Source organism: Enterobacter sp. Cy-643 (assembly GCF_011752815.1).
Lineage (GTDB): Bacteria > Pseudomonadota > Gammaproteobacteria > Enterobacterales > Enterobacteriaceae > Cedecea.
Genome location: NZ_VWWV01000003.1, coordinates 228,514 through 249,991 on the forward strand (window position 1 = coordinate 228,514; position 21,478 = coordinate 249,991).

Consider the following 21,478-nt stretch of genomic DNA (forward strand, 5'->3'; position numbering starts at 1 on the left):
TCTTCATTCCGCTAAACCATTAAGCCAGCTGTTGGCTCCCTTCTTCGCTCGCTCTCTGAGCTTCTTCTTTCTCCTGCTCCAGCAGCTGCTTCTCGTACACTTTGAAGAACGGGAAGTAAATGATGGACGACACGCAGGCCAGCAGAATGACCAGGATAGCCGCACGGAAGTCCCAACCCAGCGCCCAGGCGGCGCCAATTGGGGCAGGAGCCGTCCACGGCACAACGGAAATCACGCGGCCAATCAGATCCAGTTTCATCGCGCCCCAGGCCAGCACGGCGTTAACCATTGGCGCCAGCAGGAACGGAATGAAGAACACCGGGTTCATCACAATCGGCGTCCCGAAGATCACCGGTTCGTTGATGTTAAAGCAGGTTGGGACGATGCTCAGGCGGCCAATGGAACGCAGGTGGGCAGATTTACTGCGCAGGTAGCAGATAACCAGCCCCATCGTTGCCCCGGAACCGCCGACCACGATAAAGAAGGTCCAGAACGCTTCCATAAAGATATGCGGCAGAGGTGCACCGGCAGCCAGCGCGCCCTGGTTAAGACCCAGGTTGGTCAGCCAGAACATCTGCAGCATCCCGGAGACAATCGCCGCCCCGTGAATACCCGCAAACCACAGCAGGTGGGCAATCAACACGGCCAGCAGAATCGCCGGCAGAGAATCCGCCGCGGACACCAGCGGTTTGAACAGCGCCATGATTGCCTGTGGGATCAGCATATCGAACTGGGACTGAATAAACAGGCTCAGCGGATACAGCGTCAGCACCACAACCAGCACCGGGATCAGCAGATCAAAAGAGTTTTTGATCATCGGCGGCACCTGGTCCGGCAGCTTGATGCCGATGTTATGCGCCTTCAGGAAACGCATCATCTCTACGCAGTAAATCGCCACCAAAATTGCGGTGAAGATCCCGGTCCCGCCAAGACTGTCCACCGGCAGCGTGCCTTTGGTTTTCGGGGCCGCAACCACCAGGAAAGCCATCAGCGACAGCATGGCGCACATGAACGGATCGAGCCCGTGCGATTTAACGTAGTGTTTACCCAGGTTATAGGCGATCGCCGCACAAATGTAGATAGACATGATGCCCATCGTCATATCAAACGGCGTTAAAATCTGCCCTTCAAACTGCTTCGCCAGGTCGAGCCAGGCGCGGGCAAAGCCCCAGGTCGTGGTGGGCGAAAACGGGGGATAAGCAAATACCAGCAGGAACGAGCCAACAATCATAAACGGCATCGCAGAAATAAAGCCGTCACGAATAGCCATCACGTGACGCTGGGAAGAAATGCGGCCCGCTATCGGGCTAACGTAGTTCTCAACAAACCGAAAAATTAAATTAAAAGCAGCATGGTTGGAAGACATAGTGGCTCTCCTGTCAGGCTATCAACGCGAGTGCATCGGCGAGAATTCTGTCGCCGCGCATCATTCCGTAATCCATAGAGTTAATGACCGTGACCGGGATCCGTTTGGGTGCGGCCTGAGCCTTAAAATCTTCCAGACGGTATTTGATCTGCGGACCGAGTAAACAGCAATCAAATTCAGGCATAACATCCGTGAACTCTTCGATACCCACCGCCTTGATCTCAACCTCAATCTGTTGATCCTGGGCGGCCTGTTTCATCCTGTTCACGACCATACTGGTAGACATACCAGCGGCACAGCATAAAAGGATACGTTTCATAGACGACTCTTATTATTAGGTACAGGGGGGTTACAGGGTTCAGTATTCCTCGCGGAATTTATTACTGCAACCGGTTACTGCAACCGGTTTCATTGATTGTGAAGGAGATCCAGAAATTTCTGACAAGGCGGGTATGAGATAAGTATAAGCGGTTTACAGAAAGCACAAGCTTATGCGAAATTATTTGCCACCTGGATCAGGAGAAAATCATGAGTTTGCAGTCCGTGCGGCAATTCTTCGCCGACCATGCCCCCGATATAGATATCATCGAGCTAAACCAAAGCACCGCTACCGTCGCGCTTGCCGCAGCCGCCCATCATGTGGCTCCCGGACAAATAGCCAAAACGCTCTCATTAAAGGTCAAAAATGACATTATTCTGATTGTCGCGAAGGGCGATGCGCGTCTTGATAATAAGAAACTTAAAGAAGCATTTGGCGCAAAAGCGCGTATGCTCAGCAGCGATGAGGTAGTGAACTGGACCGGGCACCCGGTCGGCGGCGTCTGCCCGTTCGGGCTGGAAAACCCGCTGGCGGTATTCTGCGACATCTCACTCCGCCAGTACGATGAAGTGCTGCCCGCCGCAGGGGCCATCCACAGCGCCGTCCGCATTTCACCTGAACGTATGGCCGAACTCACCCACGCCAAATGGGTAGATGTTTGTCAGTAAGTTTGCCGTAGCCGGAGGCAAAAGACTTTCGGCTCAGTTAGCGCTCCAGCCCGGTGACACGCTTGCGATACTCATCCGGCGTTTCCTGGGTTAAGCGACGGAACATCGTAATAAACGCCGATGAACTGCCGTAACCCAGCTCAAAAGCGATATTCTCGACGGTCCATCCCTCGGCCAACAAAGGCATCGCTTTCACAATTCTTAGCCTCTGCCGCCACTCCGCCAGCGTCATACCCAACTCCCGCTGGCAACGTCTCATCAACGTTCGCTCACTGGTATTGGCCAACGCCGCCAACGCCGCCACGGAGCGGCTATCCCCAGGGTTTTGTTCCAGGATATTAAGCACCCGTTGAACCACAGGATCGTCCGATCCAGGTAGATAGTTCCCCACCCTTTCGGCCTTAATCAGCCTGTCAACCAACACGCGCAGGAATCGCGACTCCTCTTCAGAAGGAGGGATACCCGGCGGGTTAAGGTGTAAATGCTCGAGCATCGCCCGGACGAGGGGCGTGATAGCCATCACGGTCACCTGCTGCGGAAACGCTGCGCACTCCGCGAGGCTGACGTATACGGAGCTGTGCCACGCCTCCATCCGATTTTGCGCAAGATGCTGGGTGCCCGGCGGCAGCCAGATACCGTACTGGGACGGCACCACAAAGTGTCCTCCGGCATATTGCACCTCCACGACGCCGCTTACCGCCGAAACAAATTCTCCCCAGGGATGACTGTGTTCCAGGTACAAACCTTGCGCAGGCATCGGCGCGCTACGAAAGTACAGCGTGGCCGGAAGCTCGCCGGTAAAAGGCGCGATAAGGATGCTGGGCGTTTTCTTTGGCACGGATATCCACCTTCAAAGTCGTCGAGAAAACATTGACCGAAACGCACGATGGCATGGCGGTTTCTCACTATATCAAGCATATCACCCCAGTTGATAATGCGTTTTTCGGGAGAAAACGCATGTCCAGATACAAGACCATAGACCGCCTGGCCGTCGCCGGGATGACCACCCTCTGCCTGATATGGAGCCTGCAGCAGCCCGGCCTGAAAGCCACGGCTGATGACGCCAGCCCCATCCTACAGATCGCCTTACGTTCTGGTATAGGCGCGGGGCTGGTCGCACTTTATATGCTGTTGAGAAAAGAGAAAATTCAGTACGCCTCCCTGCCCTGGCTTGCTGGCGCGGGAGCTGGAGTTCTGTTTGCACTCGAGTATTTGTTTCTTGGCATCGGCCTGCGTTATACCAGCGCCGCGCACGGCGTAGTTTTTCTGTATACCGCACCGCTGTTTGCCGCAGTAGGCCTGCACTTTACCCTGCTCTCTGAGCGCCTGACGCCGGTACAGTGGATCGGGATCGTATTGGCATTTATTGGCGTCATCGTCACATTTTCAGCGCCAGATGGTGGGCACTCATCGCTTTTCGGGGATCTCTTTTGCCTGCTTTCCGGCGCCTCATGGGGCGCGACCACCGTGCTGGTTCGCACCTCCCGCCTGGCCCAGGTTTCCGCCGCCCAAACGACGCTGTTTCAGCTTGCGGGGGCTTTTATTGTGCTGCTTGCAGCGTCGTTCCTCCTGGGGCAAACCCGCTTTAACCCCACACCACTGTTGCTGGCCAATATGGTCTTTCAGTCTGTGATTGTTTCCTTCCTGAGCTTGCTTATCTGGTTTGCTTTACTGCGCCGCTACCAGGCTTCTGCGCTCGGCGCCTTTTCTTTTATCACGCCGCTGCTCGGGGTCGTGTTTGGCGCCTGGTTACTGAATGAAAAGATAAACGCTGGTTTTCTGCTGGGATCGGTTTTCGTCATCGGCGGCATTGTCTGCGTGAGCTGCAACCAATGGCTGGAAAAAATAATCACGTTTCATCGCCGGAGATAGTGACGCAAAGCTTGATCTAACGCCGCTAATGAAGCGATGCGCTCATGTTAAATGGATAAACGTTAAGCGCATTTCCTTCTCTTTGGTCAGGATCAAACATGCAGCCAGAAGTTGCTTCCCAGCGGGACGTCACTCGTTTATGTATTCAATGCGCGCTCTTTTTGCTGCAGCACGGGGCAGAAAGCGCGCTGGTCGAGGAGCTTTCAACCCGCCTTGGTAAAGCGCTGGGGATGGACAGCGTGGAAAGCTCAATCTCCGCTAACGCCATTGTACTTAGCACCATTAAAGACAATCAGTGCCTGACAACCACCCGCAAAAATAACGATCGCGGGATCAACATGCACGTCGTCACCGAAGTACAACACATCGTGATCCTCACCGAACACAAGCTGCTGGATGCAAAGGACGTCCTGAAGCGCTTCGAACACATCAAACCGCTGCGCTACCCACGCTGGCTGGTCGTCCTGATGGTGGGCCTTTCCTGCGGCTGCTTCTGTAAACTGAACAACGGCGGTTGGGACGGGGCGTTTGTCGCCTTTATCGCCAGCTCTCTGGCGATGTATGTGCGCCAGCTTCTTACCCACCGCCAGCTTCATCCGCAGATCAACTTCTGCATCACCGCGTTTGTCGCCACTACCGTATCGGGCCTGCTTATCGCCAGAGGCCCGTTTGCCGACACGTCCAATATTGCGATGGCCGCGAGCGTATTATTGCTTGTACCCGGTTTCCCGTTGATTAACGCCGTGGCCGACATGTTTAAAGGCCACGTTAACACCGGGCTTGCTCGCTGGGCGATGGCCAGCCTGCTCACGCTGGCGACCTGCATTGGCGTCGTAATGGCAATGGCGGTATGGGGGCTAAGAGGATGGGCATAATCGAATTTCTTCTGGCCCTGTTTCAGGATATGGCGCTGTCTGCCGTGCCGGCGGTAGGCTTTGCATTAGTCTTTAACGTACCCCAGCGCGCCCTTCTCTGGTGTGGCCTGCTCGGCGCCATCGGACACGGCTCGCGTATGGCGATGATGACGTCGGGTTTAAACATCGAGTGGAGCACTTTTCTGGCGTCGATTCTGGTCGGCATCATTGGTATTCAGTGGTCACGCTGGTATCTTGCTCATCCGAAGGTCTTTACCGTTGCGGCCGTCATTCCTATGTTTCCAGGGATCTACGCCTACACCGCGATGATCTCCGCGGTAAAATTGACGCACTTTGGCTACAGCGATCCGCTGATGATCCAACTGGTGACCAACTTCTTAAAAGCGTCATTTATCGTGGGGGCGCTGTCCATCGGGCTCTCACTTCCGGGACTGTGGCTTTATCGCAAAAAACCACGGGTTTGATCGTACAGACCAGGACGTCGCAAAAATAAAATTTGCTATTTAATCGCGCACTATCTATATTGAGAAACATGAAGAAGACATCTCCCGAAACGAACGCCCTGCTGCTGGACAACCAGCTTTGCTTCGCGCTCTACTCCGCCAATCTGGCGGTGAACAAGCTCTACCGCCAGCTGCTTGCGCCGCTGCAGCTCACCTATCCGCAATACCTGGTGATGCTGGTGCTGTGGGAGCAGGATGATGTCACGGTGTCGCAAATCGGCGAGCGTCTGTTTTTAGACTCAGCCACCTTAACGCCACTGCTAAAACGTCTTGAAAGCGCGGGGCTGCTGCTACGTCAGCGCTCCCGCGAAGATGAACGTCAGGTGGCAGTCACGCTGACCCAGGAAGGGAAAGCCCTGCAGGAAAAAGCGCTGGGTATTCCAGACTCCGTGCGCTGTGCTTCTGCCTGTAGCGTAGACAGCATGCTGGCGCTGAAAGCGCAGCTGGAAACCTTGCGCAGTAATTTAAATACGTAATAATTAATCGTCGATACTGTCGGCGATTTTTAAAACACCATATAAATCGCACGCTATTTTATAGCACATACTAAATGTAAGATGAGGAACCTGCCATGTCTTTAGAAAAAGTCGTTTACACCGCAAAAGCCAAAGCTACCGGTGGTCGTGAAGGCCGCGCCACCTCCTCCGACGGCGTACTGGACGTCAAGCTCGGCCTGCCAAAAGAGATGGGCGGCGCAGGCGGCGAAGTGACCAACCCTGAGCAGCTGTTCGCTGCGGGCTACTCCGCATGCTTCCTTGGCGCGATGAAGTTTGTCTCCGGCCGCGACAAAATCTCCATGCCGGCTGACGCTTTCATTGAAGGTGAAGTCGGTATCGGGCCGCTGCCGACCGGATTCGGTATCGAAGCTAAACTGAACATCCATCTGCCGGGGATGGACGCTGCTGACGCGAAAAAACTGGTCGATGCGGCACACATTGTTTGCCCATACTCCAACGCAACCCGCGGCAACATTGATGTGACTCTGAACATCATCAACTGATGCGACAAGCCGGGGAAACCCGGCTTAATTCCACCCTTCCCGGTTTAAGACAACTCTCAATCCCCCTGCTTCCCCTCTAAGCGTTATACTCACGCCTGAAATCCCCTGCACCACAGGCAAACAAAGCGAGTATCACAAGATGAAAGCAAGGAATAAAACGCTCTGCGCAATGGCGCTGGCAGCAGCCTTTTTTGCCGGCCAGGCTTCTGCAGCCAACTGGCAGGAACAACTTTCCAGCGCCGCCAATGAACTGACTAAAAACGGCAACGCGACCACCACCAGCGGCAGCGCTCAGACCGGCGGTCTGTCTCTCTCTTCACTGACCAGCCTGCTGAATGGCAACAGCAAATCTCTCAGCTCAAGTACGATGACCAATGCCGCTGGCGTGATGGAATACTGCGCGAAGAACAAACTGGCTTCCGTCACCAATACCGACAACATCAAAAACCAGCTGATGACCAAACTGGGGCTGGAAAGCAGCACCAAGCCAGCCGACAAGCAGGACTACAATCAGGGCCTGATGGGATTACTGAACACGGCGAATGGCCAGAAACTCGATCTGAACAGCATCGGCAACTCGCCGCTGGCAGAAAAGGTGAAAACCAAAGCCTGCGATCTGGTGCTCAAACAGGGCATGAATTACCTGTCGTAAGGACAAAAAAAATGGCCTCTTAAGAGGCCATTTTGTTTTAGTTTGCCAGCGAGCAGCTGTAGTCCAGCATCTCTTCCGCCGATCCCTGGTTCCCGCCCAGCAGCTGGCGAGGATTGGCTAACAGCACCACATCCCCCTTCGCCGTCACCACCCGCGCCAGGCCAAAGTTTTCCATCTCATCGCCCTGAGCCTTTACGTATTCCGCCAGCACGGTAAACGGGTTAGCCTCTGCCGGAACTTTTCGAGCCAGATATTTATGGCCAAGGATCTCCGCACCAAATGGCTGCCACTGGTCACCGACCTTATCGGCAAGCTGGTTGATAGATTGATACACCTCAGGACGCAGGCAGGACAGGTGAATGTGCAGCTGGTTCTGAGAACGCCCGTAGCGGGAGTTAATGGCCAGCACCAAATCATCATCCCGAACCGCTTTTTTAGTCTCATCCAGCAGATAGTGACGATTCTCCCACGCGTCCTGGAAGTAGTTTGGCGCGCCGTTTTCGAGGATCTTCGGGCTTTCAATACCGGTAATTTTGTCCGTCGGCATCAGCAAATTATGCAGCGGACCTTTGGCATCTTTAAACACCAGGTAACGCCCGGCCAGATCGACTTTCAGGCAAGGTGCAGGTGAGTTGTTCTGTTGCTGATTGGGAATGCACTGCTGGCTGATGATATTCCACAGAGCGTCACTGTGACGATGCAGCAGCCACAGGCGGATTGCGACGGCGGCCACCAGCAAAATCAGCAGCACACCCACCACGCGCAGGATCTTTTTCATGTCAGGTTTTCCTTGTAAAGTCAGAGTACTTTTCGTTGTTGTAATAGGCGGACAATAAGCTGGAAGCAGGCTTCTATTTGCGGCGCGAACGGCTCAGTGCTGCGCATCAATGCTACGGTGCGGCTCAGCGAAGGCTGCTGCAAATGAATCACTTTCAGCTCGGGATCCTGCAAAAAGGTGGTGTAAAGCTGCGGTAAAATCGCCACCGCCAGCTGCGAGCGCACCAGTCCGTAAAGGGTTTCAATAAAATCAACCTGATAACGCGCATTGAGCGTCAGGCGCTGGCTTTCCGCCATCGCCGCAACCAAACGGCTGATATTCCCTTTCGAAAACACCGCGATGTCCCGCTTCACCAGGCTTCGCCACGGCACGTGGCTGGATTCTGCCAGAGGATCGTGACAGTTGACTACCGCCACGAAGGGATCTTCCTGCAGCGGATGGATCTCCAGCGTTTTGGGAACAGAGCTGTCCAGCGCCCCCAGGCCAAAGTCCAGCTGACCGCTTTCAAGCTGGGCAATCAGCGCATCATTGGTGCGGTCGTGAAACTCCACGCGCAGGCGAGGAAAAGCTTCTGCAATGCGTTGAGGTATATCGGGAAATAAAAGGCTGCCGACCGAGGGCACCAGGCCTATGCGAAGCGTGCCATCACCGCCGTCCTGCACAATGCGCTGCATGTCGTCAAAAGCGCGCTGCGCAACGTTGAGTACGCGTTCGGCATGGGGCAGCAGCGCTGCGCCCAGGTCCGTCAGCGTCACAGCCGCTGCGGTTCTGTTAACCAGCTTTCCACCCAGCACGGACTCAATCTGCCGTAACGCGCTGCTTAGCGCGGGCTGGCTAATGGCCAGCCGGTTGGCGGTATCGGTGAAATGACGCAGTTTGGCCAGCGTCACAAAATACTGAATCTGTTTTAACGAGAGTGCGGGAAGGCGCTGCCAGGGTTCAGCCATTGGAGTATCAGGGTTGCCAGGTAAACGTTTGCCACAGGATAAACGTTTCTTATCGGCTGATAAATTAAATCATCTGGGCAAAGCGTATTCCCCTCCCTAGAGTAGCCGTCAGAGCCCCTTTTTTGGAACCCGTCATGACCCCTGCTGATTTACGTCGCCGCGCGGTAAAAGCCGCCCTGGGAGAAACGCCTTTCGACCTGCTGCTCATCAATGGCCGGATCGTGGATATGGCAACCGGTGAAATCCGTGAGGCAGATGTTGGCCTTGTCGGCACGCTCATCGCCAGCGTACATCCACGCGGCAGCCGGGGAGATGCCGCACAGATTCACGATCTCGCCGGAAACTATCTCAGCCCAGGGCTGATTGATACCCACGTCCACGTTGAAAGCTCCCACCTGCCACCCGCGCGCTATGCGGAAATCGTCGTCGCCCAGGGCACCACAACAATTTTTTGGGATCCGCACGAGCTGGCGAACGTGCTCGGTATTGAGGGCGTGCGTTACGCCGTTGACGCCAGCCGCAACCTGCCGCTGCGCGTAATCTGCGCGGCCCCGTCCAGCGTGCCTTCCACGCCGGGCCTGGAAATGTCCGGCGCTGATTTTGCCGGGGAAGAGATGGAAACGCTGCTTTCATGGCCGGAAGTCGCGGGCGTAGCCGAAGTGATGGATATGCACGGCGTGCTCAACGGCAGCGAAAGAATGCTGGAAATTCTTAATGCTGGCCTGGAAAGCGGCAAACTGATTGAAGGACATGCCCGTGGCCTGAACGGCGCAGGATTGCAGGCCTATCTTGCCGCTGGCGTGACCTCAGACCATGAACTGACCTCCGCAGCCGACGCGCTGGAAAAACTGCGTGCCGGGCTGACCCTGGAGATACGCGGCTCACATCCGTATTTGCTGCCGGAGATTGTCGCCGCCCTGAACGGCCTGCCGCATCTGTCATCGCAGGTCACCGTCTGCACCGACGACGTGCCGCCAGACATGCTGCTGGCAAAAGGCGGCATCGTTGCCCTGCTGAACTTACTCATTGAGCACGGCATGAAGGCCGAGGATGCTTTGCGCCTGGCCACGCTTAACGCTTCGCTGCGTCTGCAACGCCCAGACCTCGGCCTGATTGCCGCAGGCCGCACCGCCGATCTGGTGGTCTTCGATTCGCTGGAAAAACTGAGCGCCCGAACCGTTTATGTCGCCGGTAAGCTCGTTGCAGAGCAGGGAAAAATGCTGGAGCCCGTCGCGGCACCGTCTATTGTTCCCCCGCGAGATACCGTTCGGCTGCAGCCGCTGAGTCCGAACGATTTTGTTCTCAAGGTGCCGGTTAACAATGGCCGCGCGCGCCTGCGCCACATCAAGGGCGCTCGCTTCACCCAGTGGAGTGAAGTCGAGGTGGAAGTCCGGCACGGCGAAGTTCAGATCCCGGACGGCTTCAGTCTGATTTGGGTTCAGCACCGCCACGGTCGCCATGAGGCAAAACCACAGTTGGCGCTGCTCGAAGGCTGGGGCGAACTGCGCGGCGCGATTGCCACCACTTATTCGCACGACTCGCACAACCTGGTTGTCCTCGGCAGAGATCCGCAGGACATGGCGCTCGCTGCTAACGAACTGATCGCCTGCGGAGGCGGAATGGCGCTTAGCCAGAACGAGCAGATGCTGGCTAAGGTAGAAATGCCGATTGCCGGGATGCTCTCCGACCTTCCCGCCGCCGATCTGGCGCAGCAGTTTGCTCAACTCCGTGACTTGAGCAATAAAGTCGCCGACTGGGAGCCGCCGTACCGCGTGTTCAAGGCCATCGAAGGCACCTGCCTGGCCTGTAACGCCGGGCCACATTTGACCGACCTGGGACTGACGGACGGCAGCACTCGCCAGATCGTCGACCCGCTTATTGAATGCCACGCACACCCGGCAGACGCACACACAACACATTAATCCGGAGAGCCAAATAATGGCCGAAAATTCAGTGTCTCAGGCCGCCAGCGAAAGCTGGCTGGAGCGGCGATTCCAGCTTCGTAGCCGCCAAAGCAAAGTGAAAACCGAATGCCTCGCGGGCATCACTGGCTTTCTCGCCGCCGCCTATTTGCTGGTTGTTATCCCCGGCCTGCTGGCCGTGGGCGGGATGGATAAAGGCGCGGCAACCACCGGGACGATCGTTGTTTTTGTCCTCGGCACGCTGCTGATGGCGTTTTACGGCAACCTGCCGTTTATTGTCGGGCCGGGCATCGGCGGTTCGGTTCTGGTCGGCGTGACGCTTGCCGGGAGCGAGCATATTGGCTGGCAGATTGGCCTCGGCATCGCCTGCTGGTCAGGCATTCTGTTCTTTGCGTTGACCCGCCTTGGCCTGCGTGAAGTGGTCACGCGCTCGGTACCGCAGTCGATCAAGCTTGGGCTGACGGCCTCCATCGGCCTGTTTGTTGCGGTGCTGGGCTTCCGCAACGCCGGGCTGGTGCTCGCCAACGCCAAAACCAACGCGCTGGCGCTCGGTGACTTCACTTCTGCTGGCGCTGTCGTGGCGTTGTGCGGCCTGTTCCTGGCGATTGCGCTTCAGGCTCGCCGCGTGCCGGGAGCCATTTTATGGGCGATTCTGTTTGCCACTCTGGTCGGTATTCCTCTGGGCGTCACTCACCTGCCGCAGAGCTTTATCGCCATGCCGCACTCGCTGACGCCGGTGCTGGGGCACGTGGATATGCTCGGCGCGCTGAATATCGCCTTCCTGCCGTTCCTGTTTGTCTTCTTTGCCTCAGAGTTTTTCTCCACCATGGGCACGACGCTGGCGGTGGGTGGCGAAGCTGGCCTGCTGGACGAACATGGCAACATGCCGCACATCAACCGCCCGTTTATGGTGGATTCTATTGCCGCCGCGCTTGGCCCGTGGGTTGGCATTCCGGCGGCTACGGCGCTGATTGAGTCTTCGGCGGCGGCAGAAGCGGGGGGCAAAACCGGCCTGACCGCGCTGGCGGCAGCGGTAATGTTTCTGCTGATGCTGCTGTTTACCCCGGTGGCACTGATGATCCCGAAAGAGGCAACCGCGCCCGCGCTGATCCTTATCGGCCTGAACATGTTCAGCGGCCTGCGCAAAGTGGATCTGGGCAACTTCACCGAAGGTCTGCCGGTGCTGATGATGGTGATGATCACGCTTATCGCCAACAGCTTCGGGACCGGGATCGCTGGCGGCCTGCTGTTCTATATCATCATTAAGGTGATTGCCGGTAAATGGCGTGAAATCCCGGTGGGGCTTTACCTGCTGGCCGTTCCGCTGGCGTACTACTTCGCCACGTTAGTGAAGCACTAGAAACAGAAAAGCCTCTCAAACGAGAGGCTTTTTTCTTAACGGCCAATTTAGCCGTTATTTTGAATCTTCTTGATGATATTGGTGGTAGAGCAGCCATCTTCGAAGTTCAGTACCATCACTTCCCCGCCGTTGGCCCAAACCTCTTTGCTCCCGGCAATTTGTTCCGGTTTGTAGTCGCCGCCTTTCACCAGACGATCCGGCAGGACTTCACCAATCAGGCGCTGAGGCGTGTCTTCTTCAAACAGCACCACCCAGTCCACCGCTTCCAGCGCAGCCAGCACGATCATACGCTGATCCTGCGGGTTAACTGGCCGGGTTTCCCCTTTCAGCCGTTTGGTTGAAGCGTCGCTGTTGACCGCGACAATCAGGCGGTCGCCCAGCTTGCGCGCGTTGGCCAGGTAGGAAACATGGCCCGCATGCAGGATATCGAACACGCCGTTGGTCATCACCACGCGCTCACCGCGCTTGCGAGCAGCGGCAACCGCAACTTTCAGCTCGGCTTCGGTCATCACGCCAAAGCCCGTTTCCGCGCGACCGCGCACCGCGTTTTCCAGCTCGACCGGAGAAACGGTTGACGTCCCCAGCTTGCCAACCACCACGCCAGCCGCGGCATTCGCGAAGTAACAGGCTTCTTCCAGCGAGTTCCCCGCCGCAAGCGTTGCCGCCAGCACGCCGATCACCGTGTCACCGGCCCCGGTTACGTCATAAACTTCCTGCGCCTGAGTCGGCAGATGGAAGGGCTCAATGCCCGGCTGCAGAAGCGTCATACCCTGCTCGGAGCGCGTCACCAGCAGCGCCGACAGCTCATAGTCGGCGATCAGTTTCATGCCACGTTCCACCAACTCGGCTTCGGTTTTGCACTTGCCAACCACGGCTTCAAATTCTGACAGGTTCGGGGTCAGCAGCGTTGCGCCACGGTAGCGCTCAAAGTCGGTACCTTTCGGGTCGATGAGCACCGGGACGTTGGCAACACGTGCCAGGTGAATCATCTGCTGCACGGTCGCCAGGGCGCCTTTTGCGTAGTCGGAAAGCACCAGCGCGCCAATCTGCGGCAGCGCCTGGCTGATACGCTCGTGCAGCGGCTCAGGATCGACGCCCTCAAACCCTTCTTCGAAGTCGAGGCGAATCAGCTGCTGGTTGCGGGACAGCACGCGCAGCTTGGTAATTGTCGGGTGAGTCGGAACAGAAACAAAGTCGCACTTCACGTTGACCCCGGCCAGGCTCTGGCTGAGCGCGCGCGCCGCATCGTCAATACCGGTCAGACCAACCAGGCGAGAATTCGCGCCCAGCGAGGCAATGTTCATCGCCACGTTAGCCGCGCCGCCAGGGCGTTCTTCGATGGTATCGACTTTCACCACCGGCACCGGGGCTTCCGGCGAAATACGGCTGGTTGGGCCGTACCAGTAGCGATCCAGCATCACATCACCAACCACCATGACGCCTGCACGGCTATATTCGGGCAGCGTTACTTTCATTCCTGACTCTCCAGCGAGGGATAAAATTTTGCGCGGGATGATAACATAATTACTCTCCCGCGTGCGTTTGCGGCTCGCCAAGCCAGGTTTGCCAGCTCCGGCGCACCTGCTCACGCTCTTTAACAAAGGCGTCCAGCGCGACGTGGCCCGGCAATTCCTGCAGCGCCAGATGGTGCAATTCATCCCGCAGCGTGACATAGGCGTGAGTCAGCGCGTTGGCCTCCGCTTCATCCATAATGTCGTTCTGCGCCATCAGTTCCAGGATGCGCACGTTATCGGACCAGCGGGTTAGCTTCGGCGCTTCGCTGGCGTAGCGCAGCACCAGATATTGCGTAATAAATTCGATGTCGGTGATCCCGCCCTCATCGGCTTTAATATCAAAGCGATCGCGGTGCTTATTGCCTAAATGCGCGCGCATTTTTTCACGCATCTCGCGCACTTCTACCTGCAAGGCTTCTCCTTCACGCGGCGTGCAAAGGATTTCGCGGCGAATAGCGTCAAACTGGCGGTTAAGCGCCGGATCGCCGTACACCACGCGGGCGCGGACCAGCGCCTGATGCTCCCAGGTCCAGGCTTCGTTCTTCTGATAATCAGCAAAAGATTCTGCGGTGGTGACCAGCATACCTGCGGCACCGGAAGGCCTGAGGCGAGCGTCAACTTCGTACAAAATCCCGGTCGAGGTACGCGTGCTAAACAGATGCATGATGCGCTGCGCCAGGCGCAGATAAAACTGACGGCCATCGATTTCACGTTCGCCGTCCGTCATGACTTCCATCGGGCAATCATGCAGGAAAACCAGGTCCAGGTCGGAACTGTAGCCCAGCTCCCAGCCGCCCAGTTTGCCATAGCCCAGTACGGCAAAGCCGCGTCCTTCTCTGTCCTGCAAATGACGAGGCTGGCCGTAGCGCGCCACCATTTGCGCCCAGGCGCGCTGCACAACCGCGTCGAGGATCGCTTCCGCAAGCCAGGTCAGATGGTCGCTGACCTTCATCACCGGCAAAGTGCCAGCGATATCGGCGGCCGCTACGCGCAGCATCTGCGCCTGTTTGAACTGACGTAGCGCTTCGAGCTGCTGCTCTTCGTCTTCGTCCGGCACGCGCAGCAGATACTGACGCAGTTCGTCGCGGTAGGCGTCCATTGCCGTGGGCTGATACAGCGTATTGGGGTCGAGCAGTTCATCCAGCAGCAGCGGATAGCTGGCAAGCTGCGCGGCAATCATCGGCGAGGCCGCACAGAGCGTAATCAGGTGCTTAAGCGCGCCGGGGAACTCACTGAGCAGCTCCAGATAAGTTGTTCGGGTGAGGATCCCAAACAGCAGCGGCGTCAGGCGGGAAAACGTCAGCGGCGCCTCGGCCCGGGAGCAGACTTCGCTCAGCAAGTTAGGCAGAAGTTGATCCAGCACCTGGCGGCCACGCGGCCCAATGGTACGCCTGTCGATCTCCTGCCGGAAATGGCTAACTTGCTTAAGTAATTCCGCCCGCGCCTCAGCAGTTAAATGACTCAGCACCGCCGTGTTTTCATCGGCATCCAGAGCGTCGATCCATAGCTCGCGCCAGCCTTCAGAAACTTTATCTTCACCGGCTTCCGGCTCGTCGTCGCCAATCAAATCGTTAAAGACCTGACGCACGTCGTTCATATGCAGCTGCAGCGTTTGCTGCAGTGCCTCCCAGTCTGCCGACTGCATCGCCCAGGCCAGTCGGGCACGGTTAAGATCGTCGCCGGGCAAGGTTTGGGTCTGCTCGTCGTTGATGCTTTGCAGTAAGTTTTCCAGACGACGCAGGTAGAGGTAAGCCGCCCGCAGTTTCTGCGCATCGTCTTCCGGCAGCAGATGCAGCTGTTGAATGGCCTCCAGGGTGGGCAGTAGCGAGCGGGACTGCAGCGAAGGCTCCCGGCCACCGCGGATGAGCTGGAAGACCTGCACGATAAACTCGGTTTCGCGAATGCCGCCGGCGCCGAGCTTAATATTGTCCGTTAGCCCACGGCGACGGACTTCGCGGGCAATCATGCCCTTCATGTTCCGCAGGGACTGAATTACGCTGAAGTCGATGTAGCGACGGAACACAAATGGCCGCAGCATGTTACGCAGCTCCTGGCTCCAGGCATCGTCGTTATCGCCCATAATCCGCGCTTTTACCATCGCGTAGCGTTCCCAGTCGCGCCCCTGCTCCTGGTAGTAATCCTCCAGCGCGGCAAAGCTCAGCACCAGCGGACCGCTGTCGCCAAACGGACGGAGGCGCATATCCACGCGATACACAAAACCGTCCTGCGTTGGCTGGTCGAGAACTTTAATCAGGCGCTGCCCCATGCGGGTGAAGAATTGGGCGTTATCCAGTTCACGCCGCCCGCCCTGGGTTGAGCCGTTTTCCGGCCAGGCAAAAATCAGGTCGATATCGGAAGAGAAATTCAGTTCACCGCCGCCCAGTTTTCCCATGCCAAGGATCAACAGCGGCTGCGGCTCTCCGGCAGCGTTGCAGGGTGTGCCCCATTCGCGGCAGCAGGCGGCATAAAGCCAGTCGCGGGCGGCAACAATCAGCGTTTCCGCCAGCACGCTCAGCTGCTGCAGCGTACTTTGCGTATCCACCTGCTCAAGCGCCTGCGCCCAGGCGATTCGCACCATAATGCGGCGGCGGAAAAAACGCAGCGCTTTCATCAATGCCGCTTCGTCGTGCACATCCTGCAGATCCTGCTGAAGCCAGGCGGCATAATGCTGCCATTCGTCAGCCGTAGGGGCATCCTGCTGCAGGGTTTGCAGCCAGGCGGGATACGCCACCACGCTGTCACCAACAAAATCACTTATCGCCAGCACCGCGCGAGCTTCTTCGCTCAGTGTCAGGGAGTCAATCTCTTGCGGCAGACGCGGTAAAAACGCCTGCAGGTGCTGCTGTAATAAAGGGGTCAGCGCCATCATGGTGGGTATCCGTTACCAGTCTATTATTTCCCGCTGTGCAGCCAGAAAGGCGCCTGCGAGATCGCTTCGTTTCGGTAATGCTCAATTTCTACACGCTGGCGGGTAACGATGGCGTGACGCAGCCCCTGCCAGTTTTCCAGCCACGGCTGGGTTTGCGCATCGCTGTACACTCCGGCCAGCAGGCGGATCGCATCCGTTTCACGCGCCAGGCGCGGCAGCTGGTCCGCGTATGCATCCCCCAGCGGGCGCTGGAACGCATCTTTTAGCTCAGCCGCATGGCGGGAAAGATGCGTATCCGCGAAACGTTTAAAGGAGCTATCCAGCTTCGTGCGGCCTTTCTCATCAATGAACGGCTGCCACTGGCGCTCCACCAGCCAGCGGGTCAGCGCCAGCTTAGCGCTGCTTGCCTGGGCGCTATAGACAATCGCTTCGGCTTTTTCGTCACCGGCAAAGCGTGCTTCGAGCGCAATCAGCTGCTCACGTAAGTGGGTGCTCGCTTTTCTTGGAATGATGCCGCCAAAAAGCGCGAGGGCATGGCGCACCAGACCCACGCTATCAATCACCTGCTGCTTAGCCGCTTTCACGCCGCTAAGCCATAATTCTTCATGGTACAGCCAGTGGGCGAGCGCCAGCTCCAGAGAACCTTCCAGACCTTGCTCAACGCTGGCTTTGGCCGGCGGATAGAGCACGCCCAGCGGTTTCACTTCGCGCACCGCATCGCCCTGGGCCAGGTGATAGCCCCGGGCCGCCTTGCTCAGGCTGCCCTGGCGCAGGCCAGGTTCGGTGACCAGGTTTTCCGCCAGAGCCAGTAAATCAGCCGTCTCACCGCTCAGCAGCTCGAGTTCAAGCTCGCAGATGGGCGTCTGGTGCTCACCGGCTTTCACTTCACCCAGATCCAACGCCAGTTCAATGCGGCTTTCACCGTGAGTAACTACCCACTTTTCGCGCGCAAAATCCGTACTGAACAGCGGCCTCACCTCGGCCTGTAAAGTCGCCACATCCAGCCCTTCCGGCCAAACTTCTGCTGGCAGTAAAGCAAGATCCAGCTCTGGCTTGCTTAGCGCCACGTTGTATTCAGGGCGCTGATGCAGCCCGCCGGTCACACGACCCGCGATTTTCATCGTCATTTCGTATTGCCCGGCATCACCGCGAATACGCAGCCCCATGTCGTGGCGACGCAGCAGGTTATCCGCCGTTTCATAATAAATATTGAGCAACTGACGCGGGTCGCTGTGCTCGCCCTGCAGGGCATTTAGTTTGTCACGCAGCGCGTCAAGCGCTGCAGGATTAACGATGAATTTAAGTTCGATTTCCTGGGCCATGTCTTCTTTACTTATGTTTACGTCACACCAGGCGATCGCCCGGCGAACTAAATAGCGTCGATTAGGTCTGTAATAGTACGACAAAATACCCTGTCGGGTAGCGAATTTGCGGTAGTGCGGGAACACCGGATGGTCAAATTGACATCAGGATGATTCTCATTCAGGTTTACGGATTGCGCCGTCAGACTGTTGCCACTACTATCGTTCCACACTTTATGAAAATAACGACGAAATAATGCAGAAATTACGCCTGATTTGCCTCACTTTGCTCTCCCTTAGCGTTTCCGTCGTGGCTCATGCCGAAGAAAAACGTTATGTCTCTGATGAATTAAACACCTGGGTCCGCAGCGGCCCGGGCGATAACTACCGCCTGGTTGGCACCGTCAACGCAGGGGAACAAGTCACGCTGCTGCAAAGCAACGAAGAAACCAAATACGGGCAGGTACGTGACAGCAACGGACGTACCTCCTGGATCCCCCTCGCACAGCTAAGCACCACCCCAAGCCTGCGTACTCGCGTGCCCGATTTGGAAAACCAGGTCAAAACGCTGACCGACAAGCTGAACAATATCGACACAACCTGGAACCAGCGTACCGCTGAAATGCAGCAGAAAGTGGCCCAGAGCGACACCGTGATTAACGGCCTGAAGGACGAGAATCAGCAGCTCAAAAACCAGCTTATCGTCGCCAAGAAAAAGGTGGATGCCGCCAACGTCCAGCTTGACGACAAACAGCGTGCCATCATCATGCAGTGGTTTATGTATGGCGGCGGCGTGGCAGGCTTTGGCCTGCTGATTGGCCTGCTGCTTCCGCACATGATCCCAAGCCGCAAGAAGAAAGACCGCTGGATGAACTAACGGCGGCACATTAGCCGTTGATTCCCCCTCGCATCTACACTTACCATTCGTGGTTCAATAACGGTGCCTGGGGTGTAAAGCGTGAAGATTTATCTTGTCGGTGGTGCGGTTCGTGACGGGTTATTAAAACTGCCGGTTAAGGATAAAGACTGGGTTGTGGTTGGGGCAACGCCTCAGCAAATGCTGGATGAAGGCTACGAACAGGTCGGGAAAGACTTCCCGGTGTTCCTGCATCCGCAATCCCACGAAGAGTATGCGCTGGCCCGCACCGAAAGGAAATCGGGTCCGGGTTATACCGGCTTTACCTGCTATTCCGCGCCGGACGTCACGCTTGAACAGGATCTCCTGCGTCGCGACCTGACGATCAACGCTATTGCTCAGGATGAGAACGGCGAGCTTATTGACCCGTATAACGGCCTGGCCGATATCGAGCGTCGCCTGCTTCGCCATGTTTCACCGGCTTTCAATGAAGACCCGCTGCGCGTGCTGCGCGTGGCGCGTTTTGCTGCACGTTATGCCCATCTTAATTTCCAGATAGCGCCGGAAACGCTCGCCCTGATGCGAGCCATGACGGACAACGGCGAAATTGCGCATCTCACCGCCGAACGCGTGTGGAAAGAGACGGAAAATGCGCTGACCAGCCGCAATCCGCAGGTCTTTTTTGCCGTGCTGCGCGAATGCGGCGCCCTGAAAGTCCTGTTCCCGGAAATCGACGCGCTTTACGGCGTTCCTGCTCCGGCAAAGTGGCACCCGGAGATCGACACCGGTATTCATACGCTGATGACGCTGTCTATTGCCGCCCAGCTTAGCCCTGCGGTGGACGTCCGCTTCGCCACGCTATGTCACGATTTAGGGAAAGGGCTGACGCCAAAGGAAAAATGGCCCAGCCACCACGGCCACGGCTCGGCAGGCGTTAAGCTTGTGGAAAAACTTTGTGCCCGCCTCCGCGTGCCAAACGAAATTCGTGACCTGGCAAAACTGGTCGCCGAATTCCACGACCTGATCCATACCTTCCCGATTTTGCAGCCCAAAACGGTGATCAAGCTGTTCGACGCTATTGATGCCTGGCGCAAGCCGCAGCGCGTGGAGCAAATTGCCTTAACCAGCGAAGCAGATGCTCGCGGGCGCACCGGTTTTGAGGCCAGCGACTATCCCCAAGGTAGAATGCTACGCGCGGCCTGGATTGCGGCGCAGAGCGTGACGAATAAGGAAGTGATTGAAGCTGGATATACAGGCCCGGCGATTCGCGAAGAGCTGACCAGACGGAGAATTAAGGCCGTTGCGGCCTGGAAGGAAGCGCATTGCCCCCAGCCGCAAGGCTGAGGGCAGTCATCACTAGGTGAAGATAAAGAAAACCACGGCGGCAATTACAAAGCGGTAAATCGCAAACGGAATAAACGAAATACGCTTGATCAGCTGCAGGAAGGTTTTGATGGCGACCAGCGCCACGATGAACGCCGTGACAAAGCCCACGGCAAACATCGGCAGGTCACCCATTGTCAGGAAGCCGATGCTCTTATAGAGATCGAGCGCCGTCGCCCCCATCATCATCGGCACCGCCAGCAGGAATGAAAACTCAGAAGCCGCATAGCGGCTAACGCCCATCAGCATCCCACCGGAAATCGTCGCTCCGGAACGAGAGAACCCCGGCCAAAGCGCCAGACACTGGAAACAGCCAATCATAAACGCCTGGCGGTAGGTGATGTCGTCCACGCCTACGGCACGCGGTACCTTTGGCTTAAAGCACTCGGCGACAATCAGCAGCACGCCGCCAACCACCAGGGCATACATCACGTTGACCGGGTTAAACAGCGATTTAATGGCATCGTGCAGGACAAGGCCGAGCACTACCGCCGGGATCATAGCAAGCAAAATATGAATCAGAGAAAGACGGCCGGTACCTACCCCTTCATGCTCAGGAGGACGACCAAAGTGGATGCCAATCAAACCAAACAGACGACGCCAGAACATCACGACCACGGCGAGAATAGAACCCAGTTGAATAACCACCTCAAAAGTTTCCGCCGTCTGACCCTCGAAGCCTAAAAGATGCCCTACGATGATCATGTGCCCGGTAGACGATACCGGTAAAAACTCCGTTAATCCTTCCACAACGCCAAGAATGGCGGCTATCGCCAACGTTGGTAAATCGCTCATCACTTACCCCTCATCCCAAAAACGAACACAAAAAAACGGCACACGTTCGACGCCTGCCGCAAAAAGATACATCGTTAAGACCAGCCTTTCGCCGTTTGGTTTAACGTTCAGCCCATTATTTGCTTTGTTTCAGATTACCGCCACGCTCGATGATAACGCCCACGTTAGCGGCCTGTGCAACAGCGCCGGGCTTGCTCACCTTCAGCCGAATCCACGGTGAATTAAAGCGGGTTAGCAGCAGTTCCGCAACCTCTTCAGCAACGCGTTCTACCAGCGCAAAACGCCCCCCGCTCACGTGCTTTATAACCGCTTCGCTGACATCCGCATAGCTGAGGCAGTCGTTGACATCATCACTGCCTGCGGCTTTGCGGTTATCCCAGGCCATTTCGATATCGAACACCAGCTTCTGTTCAATGGTTTGTTCCCAGTCGTAAACACCAATAGTGGTGATTACCGAAAGTTGCTCTATAAATACAATGTCCATCACGCCCTGCCCGG

The 21,478-nt window shown here is 56.8% G+C and carries 21 protein-coding genes; 11 read left to right on the top strand and 10 right to left on the bottom strand.

What is annotated here, in order from left to right; all coding sequences use genetic code 11:
• Window positions 1–19 precede the first annotated feature (19 nt).
• Window positions 20–1,366 (bottom strand): PTS cellobiose transporter subunit IIC, encoded by a 1,347-nt coding sequence (locus F3J29_RS14105; RefSeq protein ID WP_008460071.1) that lies wholly within the window; start codon window positions 1,364–1,366, stop codon window positions 20–22.
• Window positions 1,367–1,379: 13 nt separating this feature from the next.
• Window positions 1,380–1,685: a PTS sugar transporter subunit IIB gene (locus tag F3J29_RS14110; RefSeq protein WP_039290026.1), complete on the bottom strand. Its 306-nt coding sequence runs from the start codon at window positions 1,683–1,685 to the stop codon at window positions 1,380–1,382.
• Window positions 1,686–1,894: 209 nt separating this feature from the next.
• On the opposite strand from F3J29_RS14110, the gene F3J29_RS14115 reads away from it, so the two are divergent.
• Window positions 1,895–2,353, top strand: coding sequence for a YbaK/EbsC family protein (locus F3J29_RS14115; RefSeq protein ID WP_166866978.1), 459 nt, complete (start codon window positions 1,895–1,897; stop codon window positions 2,351–2,353).
• A 37-nt stretch (window positions 2,354–2,390) separates the two neighbouring features.
• On the opposite strand, the gene F3J29_RS14120 is transcribed toward F3J29_RS14115, so the two are convergent.
• Window positions 2,391–3,191, bottom strand: coding sequence for an AraC family transcriptional regulator (locus tag F3J29_RS14120; RefSeq protein WP_205246785.1), 801 nt, complete (start codon window positions 3,189–3,191; stop codon window positions 2,391–2,393).
• A 119-nt stretch (window positions 3,192–3,310) separates the two neighbouring features.
• On the opposite strand from F3J29_RS14120, the gene F3J29_RS14125 reads away from it, so the two are divergent.
• The 6 genes from F3J29_RS14125 (at window position 3,311) to F3J29_RS14150 (ending at window position 7,255) form a co-directional block, all read left to right on the top strand.
• Entirely contained in the window at window positions 3,311–4,225 is a 915-nt protein-coding gene (locus F3J29_RS14125; RefSeq protein ID WP_166866980.1) for a DMT family transporter, read from the top strand.
• Window positions 4,226–4,323: 98 nt separating this feature from the next.
• Window positions 4,324–5,100 (top strand): threonine/serine exporter family protein, encoded by a 777-nt coding sequence (locus tag F3J29_RS14130; protein ID WP_166866982.1) that lies wholly within the window; start codon window positions 4,324–4,326, stop codon window positions 5,098–5,100.
• Window positions 5,091–5,564 (top strand): threonine/serine exporter, encoded by a 474-nt coding sequence (locus tag F3J29_RS14135; RefSeq protein ID WP_166866984.1) that lies wholly within the window; start codon window positions 5,091–5,093, stop codon window positions 5,562–5,564. Before F3J29_RS14130 ends, F3J29_RS14135 begins: the two co-directional genes overlap by 10 nt.
• Before the next feature lie 68 nt (window positions 5,565–5,632).
• A complete protein-coding gene (locus tag F3J29_RS14140; RefSeq protein ID WP_166866986.1) occupies window positions 5,633–6,079 on the top strand; it encodes a MarR family winged helix-turn-helix transcriptional regulator in 447 nt (148 codons plus the stop codon).
• 95 nt (window positions 6,080–6,174) lie between these two features.
• Window positions 6,175–6,603, top strand: coding sequence for an organic hydroperoxide resistance protein (locus tag F3J29_RS14145; protein WP_166866988.1), 429 nt, complete (start codon window positions 6,175–6,177; stop codon window positions 6,601–6,603).
• A gap of 139 nt (window positions 6,604–6,742) precedes the next feature.
• Complete coding sequence (locus F3J29_RS14150; RefSeq protein ID WP_166866990.1) at window positions 6,743–7,255, top strand: YjjA family protein; 513 nt, start codon at window positions 6,743–6,745, stop codon at window positions 7,253–7,255.
• Window positions 7,256–7,292: 37 nt separating this feature from the next.
• Here the strand turns inward: F3J29_RS14150 and F3J29_RS14155 are convergent, their stop codons facing one another.
• Both F3J29_RS14155 and F3J29_RS14160 read right to left on the bottom strand, forming a co-directional pair.
• On the bottom strand, window positions 7,293–8,033 hold the full coding sequence (locus F3J29_RS14155; RefSeq protein ID WP_166866992.1) for a CDP-diacylglycerol diphosphatase: 741 nt from the start codon (window positions 8,031–8,033) through the stop codon (window positions 7,293–7,295).
• A gap of 20 nt (window positions 8,034–8,053) precedes the next feature.
• Window positions 8,054–8,980, bottom strand: a complete 927-nt coding sequence (locus F3J29_RS14160) for a LysR family transcriptional regulator (RefSeq protein ID WP_166866994.1) — start codon at window positions 8,978–8,980, stop codon at window positions 8,054–8,056.
• A gap of 134 nt (window positions 8,981–9,114) precedes the next feature.
• Here F3J29_RS14160 and F3J29_RS14165 point away from each other — a divergent pair, with 134 nt between their 5' ends.
• Both F3J29_RS14165 and F3J29_RS14170 read left to right on the top strand, forming a co-directional pair.
• Window positions 9,115–10,902, top strand: coding sequence for an adenine deaminase (locus F3J29_RS14165; protein ID WP_166866996.1), 1,788 nt, complete (start codon window positions 9,115–9,117; stop codon window positions 10,900–10,902).
• Between the two features lie 16 nt (window positions 10,903–10,918).
• Window positions 10,919–12,262: an NCS2 family permease gene (locus tag F3J29_RS14170; protein WP_166866998.1), complete on the top strand. Its 1,344-nt coding sequence runs from the start codon at window positions 10,919–10,921 to the stop codon at window positions 12,260–12,262.
• 47 nt (window positions 12,263–12,309) lie between these two features.
• On the opposite strand, the gene hldE is transcribed toward F3J29_RS14170, so the two are convergent.
• Genes hldE through F3J29_RS14185 form a run of 3 tightly spaced genes read right to left on the bottom strand, consistent with a single transcriptional unit; the run spans window position 12,310 to window position 17,967 of the window.
• Window positions 12,310–13,737, bottom strand: coding sequence for a bifunctional D-glycero-beta-D-manno-heptose-7-phosphate kinase/D-glycero-beta-D-manno-heptose 1-phosphate adenylyltransferase HldE (hldE, locus tag F3J29_RS14175; RefSeq protein ID WP_166867000.1), 1,428 nt, complete (start codon window positions 13,735–13,737; stop codon window positions 12,310–12,312).
• Window positions 13,738–13,786: 49 nt separating this feature from the next.
• Window positions 13,787–16,645: a bifunctional [glutamate--ammonia ligase]-adenylyl-L-tyrosine phosphorylase/[glutamate--ammonia-ligase] adenylyltransferase gene (gene glnE / locus F3J29_RS14180; RefSeq protein ID WP_166867002.1), complete on the bottom strand. Its 2,859-nt coding sequence runs from the start codon at window positions 16,643–16,645 to the stop codon at window positions 13,787–13,789.
• 23 nt (window positions 16,646–16,668) lie between these two features.
• Window positions 16,669–17,967 (bottom strand): CYTH domain-containing protein, encoded by a 1,299-nt coding sequence (locus F3J29_RS14185; protein ID WP_166867004.1) that lies wholly within the window; start codon window positions 17,965–17,967, stop codon window positions 16,669–16,671.
• Window positions 17,968–18,202: 235 nt separating this feature from the next.
• Between F3J29_RS14185 and F3J29_RS14190 the strand changes: the two genes are divergently transcribed.
• Window positions 18,203–18,823: a TIGR04211 family SH3 domain-containing protein gene (locus tag F3J29_RS14190; RefSeq protein ID WP_008460042.1), complete on the top strand. Its 621-nt coding sequence runs from the start codon at window positions 18,203–18,205 to the stop codon at window positions 18,821–18,823.
• Between the two features lie 81 nt (window positions 18,824–18,904).
• Window positions 18,905–20,146, top strand: coding sequence for a multifunctional CCA addition/repair protein (locus F3J29_RS14195; RefSeq protein WP_166867006.1), 1,242 nt, complete (start codon window positions 18,905–18,907; stop codon window positions 20,144–20,146).
• Window positions 20,147–20,158: 12 nt separating this feature from the next.
• Here the strand turns inward: F3J29_RS14195 and bacA are convergent, their stop codons facing one another.
• Entirely contained in the window at window positions 20,159–20,980 is an 822-nt protein-coding gene (bacA, locus tag F3J29_RS14200; RefSeq protein ID WP_166867008.1) for an undecaprenyl-diphosphate phosphatase, read from the bottom strand.
• Window positions 20,981–21,095: 115 nt separating this feature from the next.
• Window positions 21,096–21,464, bottom strand: a complete 369-nt coding sequence (gene folB, locus F3J29_RS14205) for a bifunctional dihydroneopterin aldolase/7,8-dihydroneopterin epimerase (protein WP_166867010.1) — start codon at window positions 21,462–21,464, stop codon at window positions 21,096–21,098.
• Window positions 21,465–21,478 lie beyond the last annotated feature (14 nt).

Coding starts and splice junctions, on each gene's coding strand:
- F3J29_RS14165 (WP_166866996.1), top strand. CDS start 9,115: ATGACCCCTGCTGATTTACGTCGCCGCGCGGTAAAAGCCGCCCTGGGA.
- F3J29_RS14125 (WP_166866980.1), top strand. CDS start 3,311: ATGTCCAGATACAAGACCATAGACCGCCTGGCCGTCGCCGGGATGACC.
- F3J29_RS14130 (WP_166866982.1), top strand. CDS start 4,324: ATGCAGCCAGAAGTTGCTTCCCAGCGGGACGTCACTCGTTTATGTATT.
- F3J29_RS14115 (WP_166866978.1), top strand. CDS start 1,895: ATGAGTTTGCAGTCCGTGCGGCAATTCTTCGCCGACCATGCCCCCGAT.
- F3J29_RS14145 (WP_166866988.1), top strand. CDS start 6,175: ATGTCTTTAGAAAAAGTCGTTTACACCGCAAAAGCCAAAGCTACCGGT.
- F3J29_RS14155 (WP_166866992.1), bottom strand. CDS start 8,033: ATGAAAAAGATCCTGCGCGTGGTGGGTGTGCTGCTGATTTTGCTGGTG.
- F3J29_RS14150 (WP_166866990.1), top strand. CDS start 6,743: ATGAAAGCAAGGAATAAAACGCTCTGCGCAATGGCGCTGGCAGCAGCC.
- F3J29_RS14160 (WP_166866994.1), bottom strand. CDS start 8,980: ATGGCTGAACCCTGGCAGCGCCTTCCCGCACTCTCGTTAAAACAGATT.
- hldE (WP_166867000.1), bottom strand. CDS start 13,737: ATGAAAGTAACGCTGCCCGAATATAGCCGTGCAGGCGTCATGGTGGTT.
- F3J29_RS14185 (WP_166867004.1), bottom strand. CDS start 17,967: ATGGCCCAGGAAATCGAACTTAAATTCATCGTTAATCCTGCAGCGCTT.
- F3J29_RS14105 (WP_008460071.1), bottom strand. CDS start 1,366: ATGTCTTCCAACCATGCTGCTTTTAATTTAATTTTTCGGTTTGTTGAG.
- F3J29_RS14190 (WP_008460042.1), top strand. CDS start 18,203: ATGCAGAAATTACGCCTGATTTGCCTCACTTTGCTCTCCCTTAGCGTT.
- bacA (WP_166867008.1), bottom strand. CDS start 20,980: ATGAGCGATTTACCAACGTTGGCGATAGCCGCCATTCTTGGCGTTGTG.
- F3J29_RS14135 (WP_166866984.1), top strand. CDS start 5,091: ATGGGCATAATCGAATTTCTTCTGGCCCTGTTTCAGGATATGGCGCTG.
- F3J29_RS14170 (WP_166866998.1), top strand. CDS start 10,919: ATGGCCGAAAATTCAGTGTCTCAGGCCGCCAGCGAAAGCTGGCTGGAG.
- glnE (WP_166867002.1), bottom strand. CDS start 16,645: ATGATGGCGCTGACCCCTTTATTACAGCAGCACCTGCAGGCGTTTTTA.
- F3J29_RS14140 (WP_166866986.1), top strand. CDS start 5,633: ATGAAGAAGACATCTCCCGAAACGAACGCCCTGCTGCTGGACAACCAG.
- F3J29_RS14110 (WP_039290026.1), bottom strand. CDS start 1,685: ATGAAACGTATCCTTTTATGCTGTGCCGCTGGTATGTCTACCAGTATG.
- folB (WP_166867010.1), bottom strand. CDS start 21,464: ATGGACATTGTATTTATAGAGCAACTTTCGGTAATCACCACTATTGGT.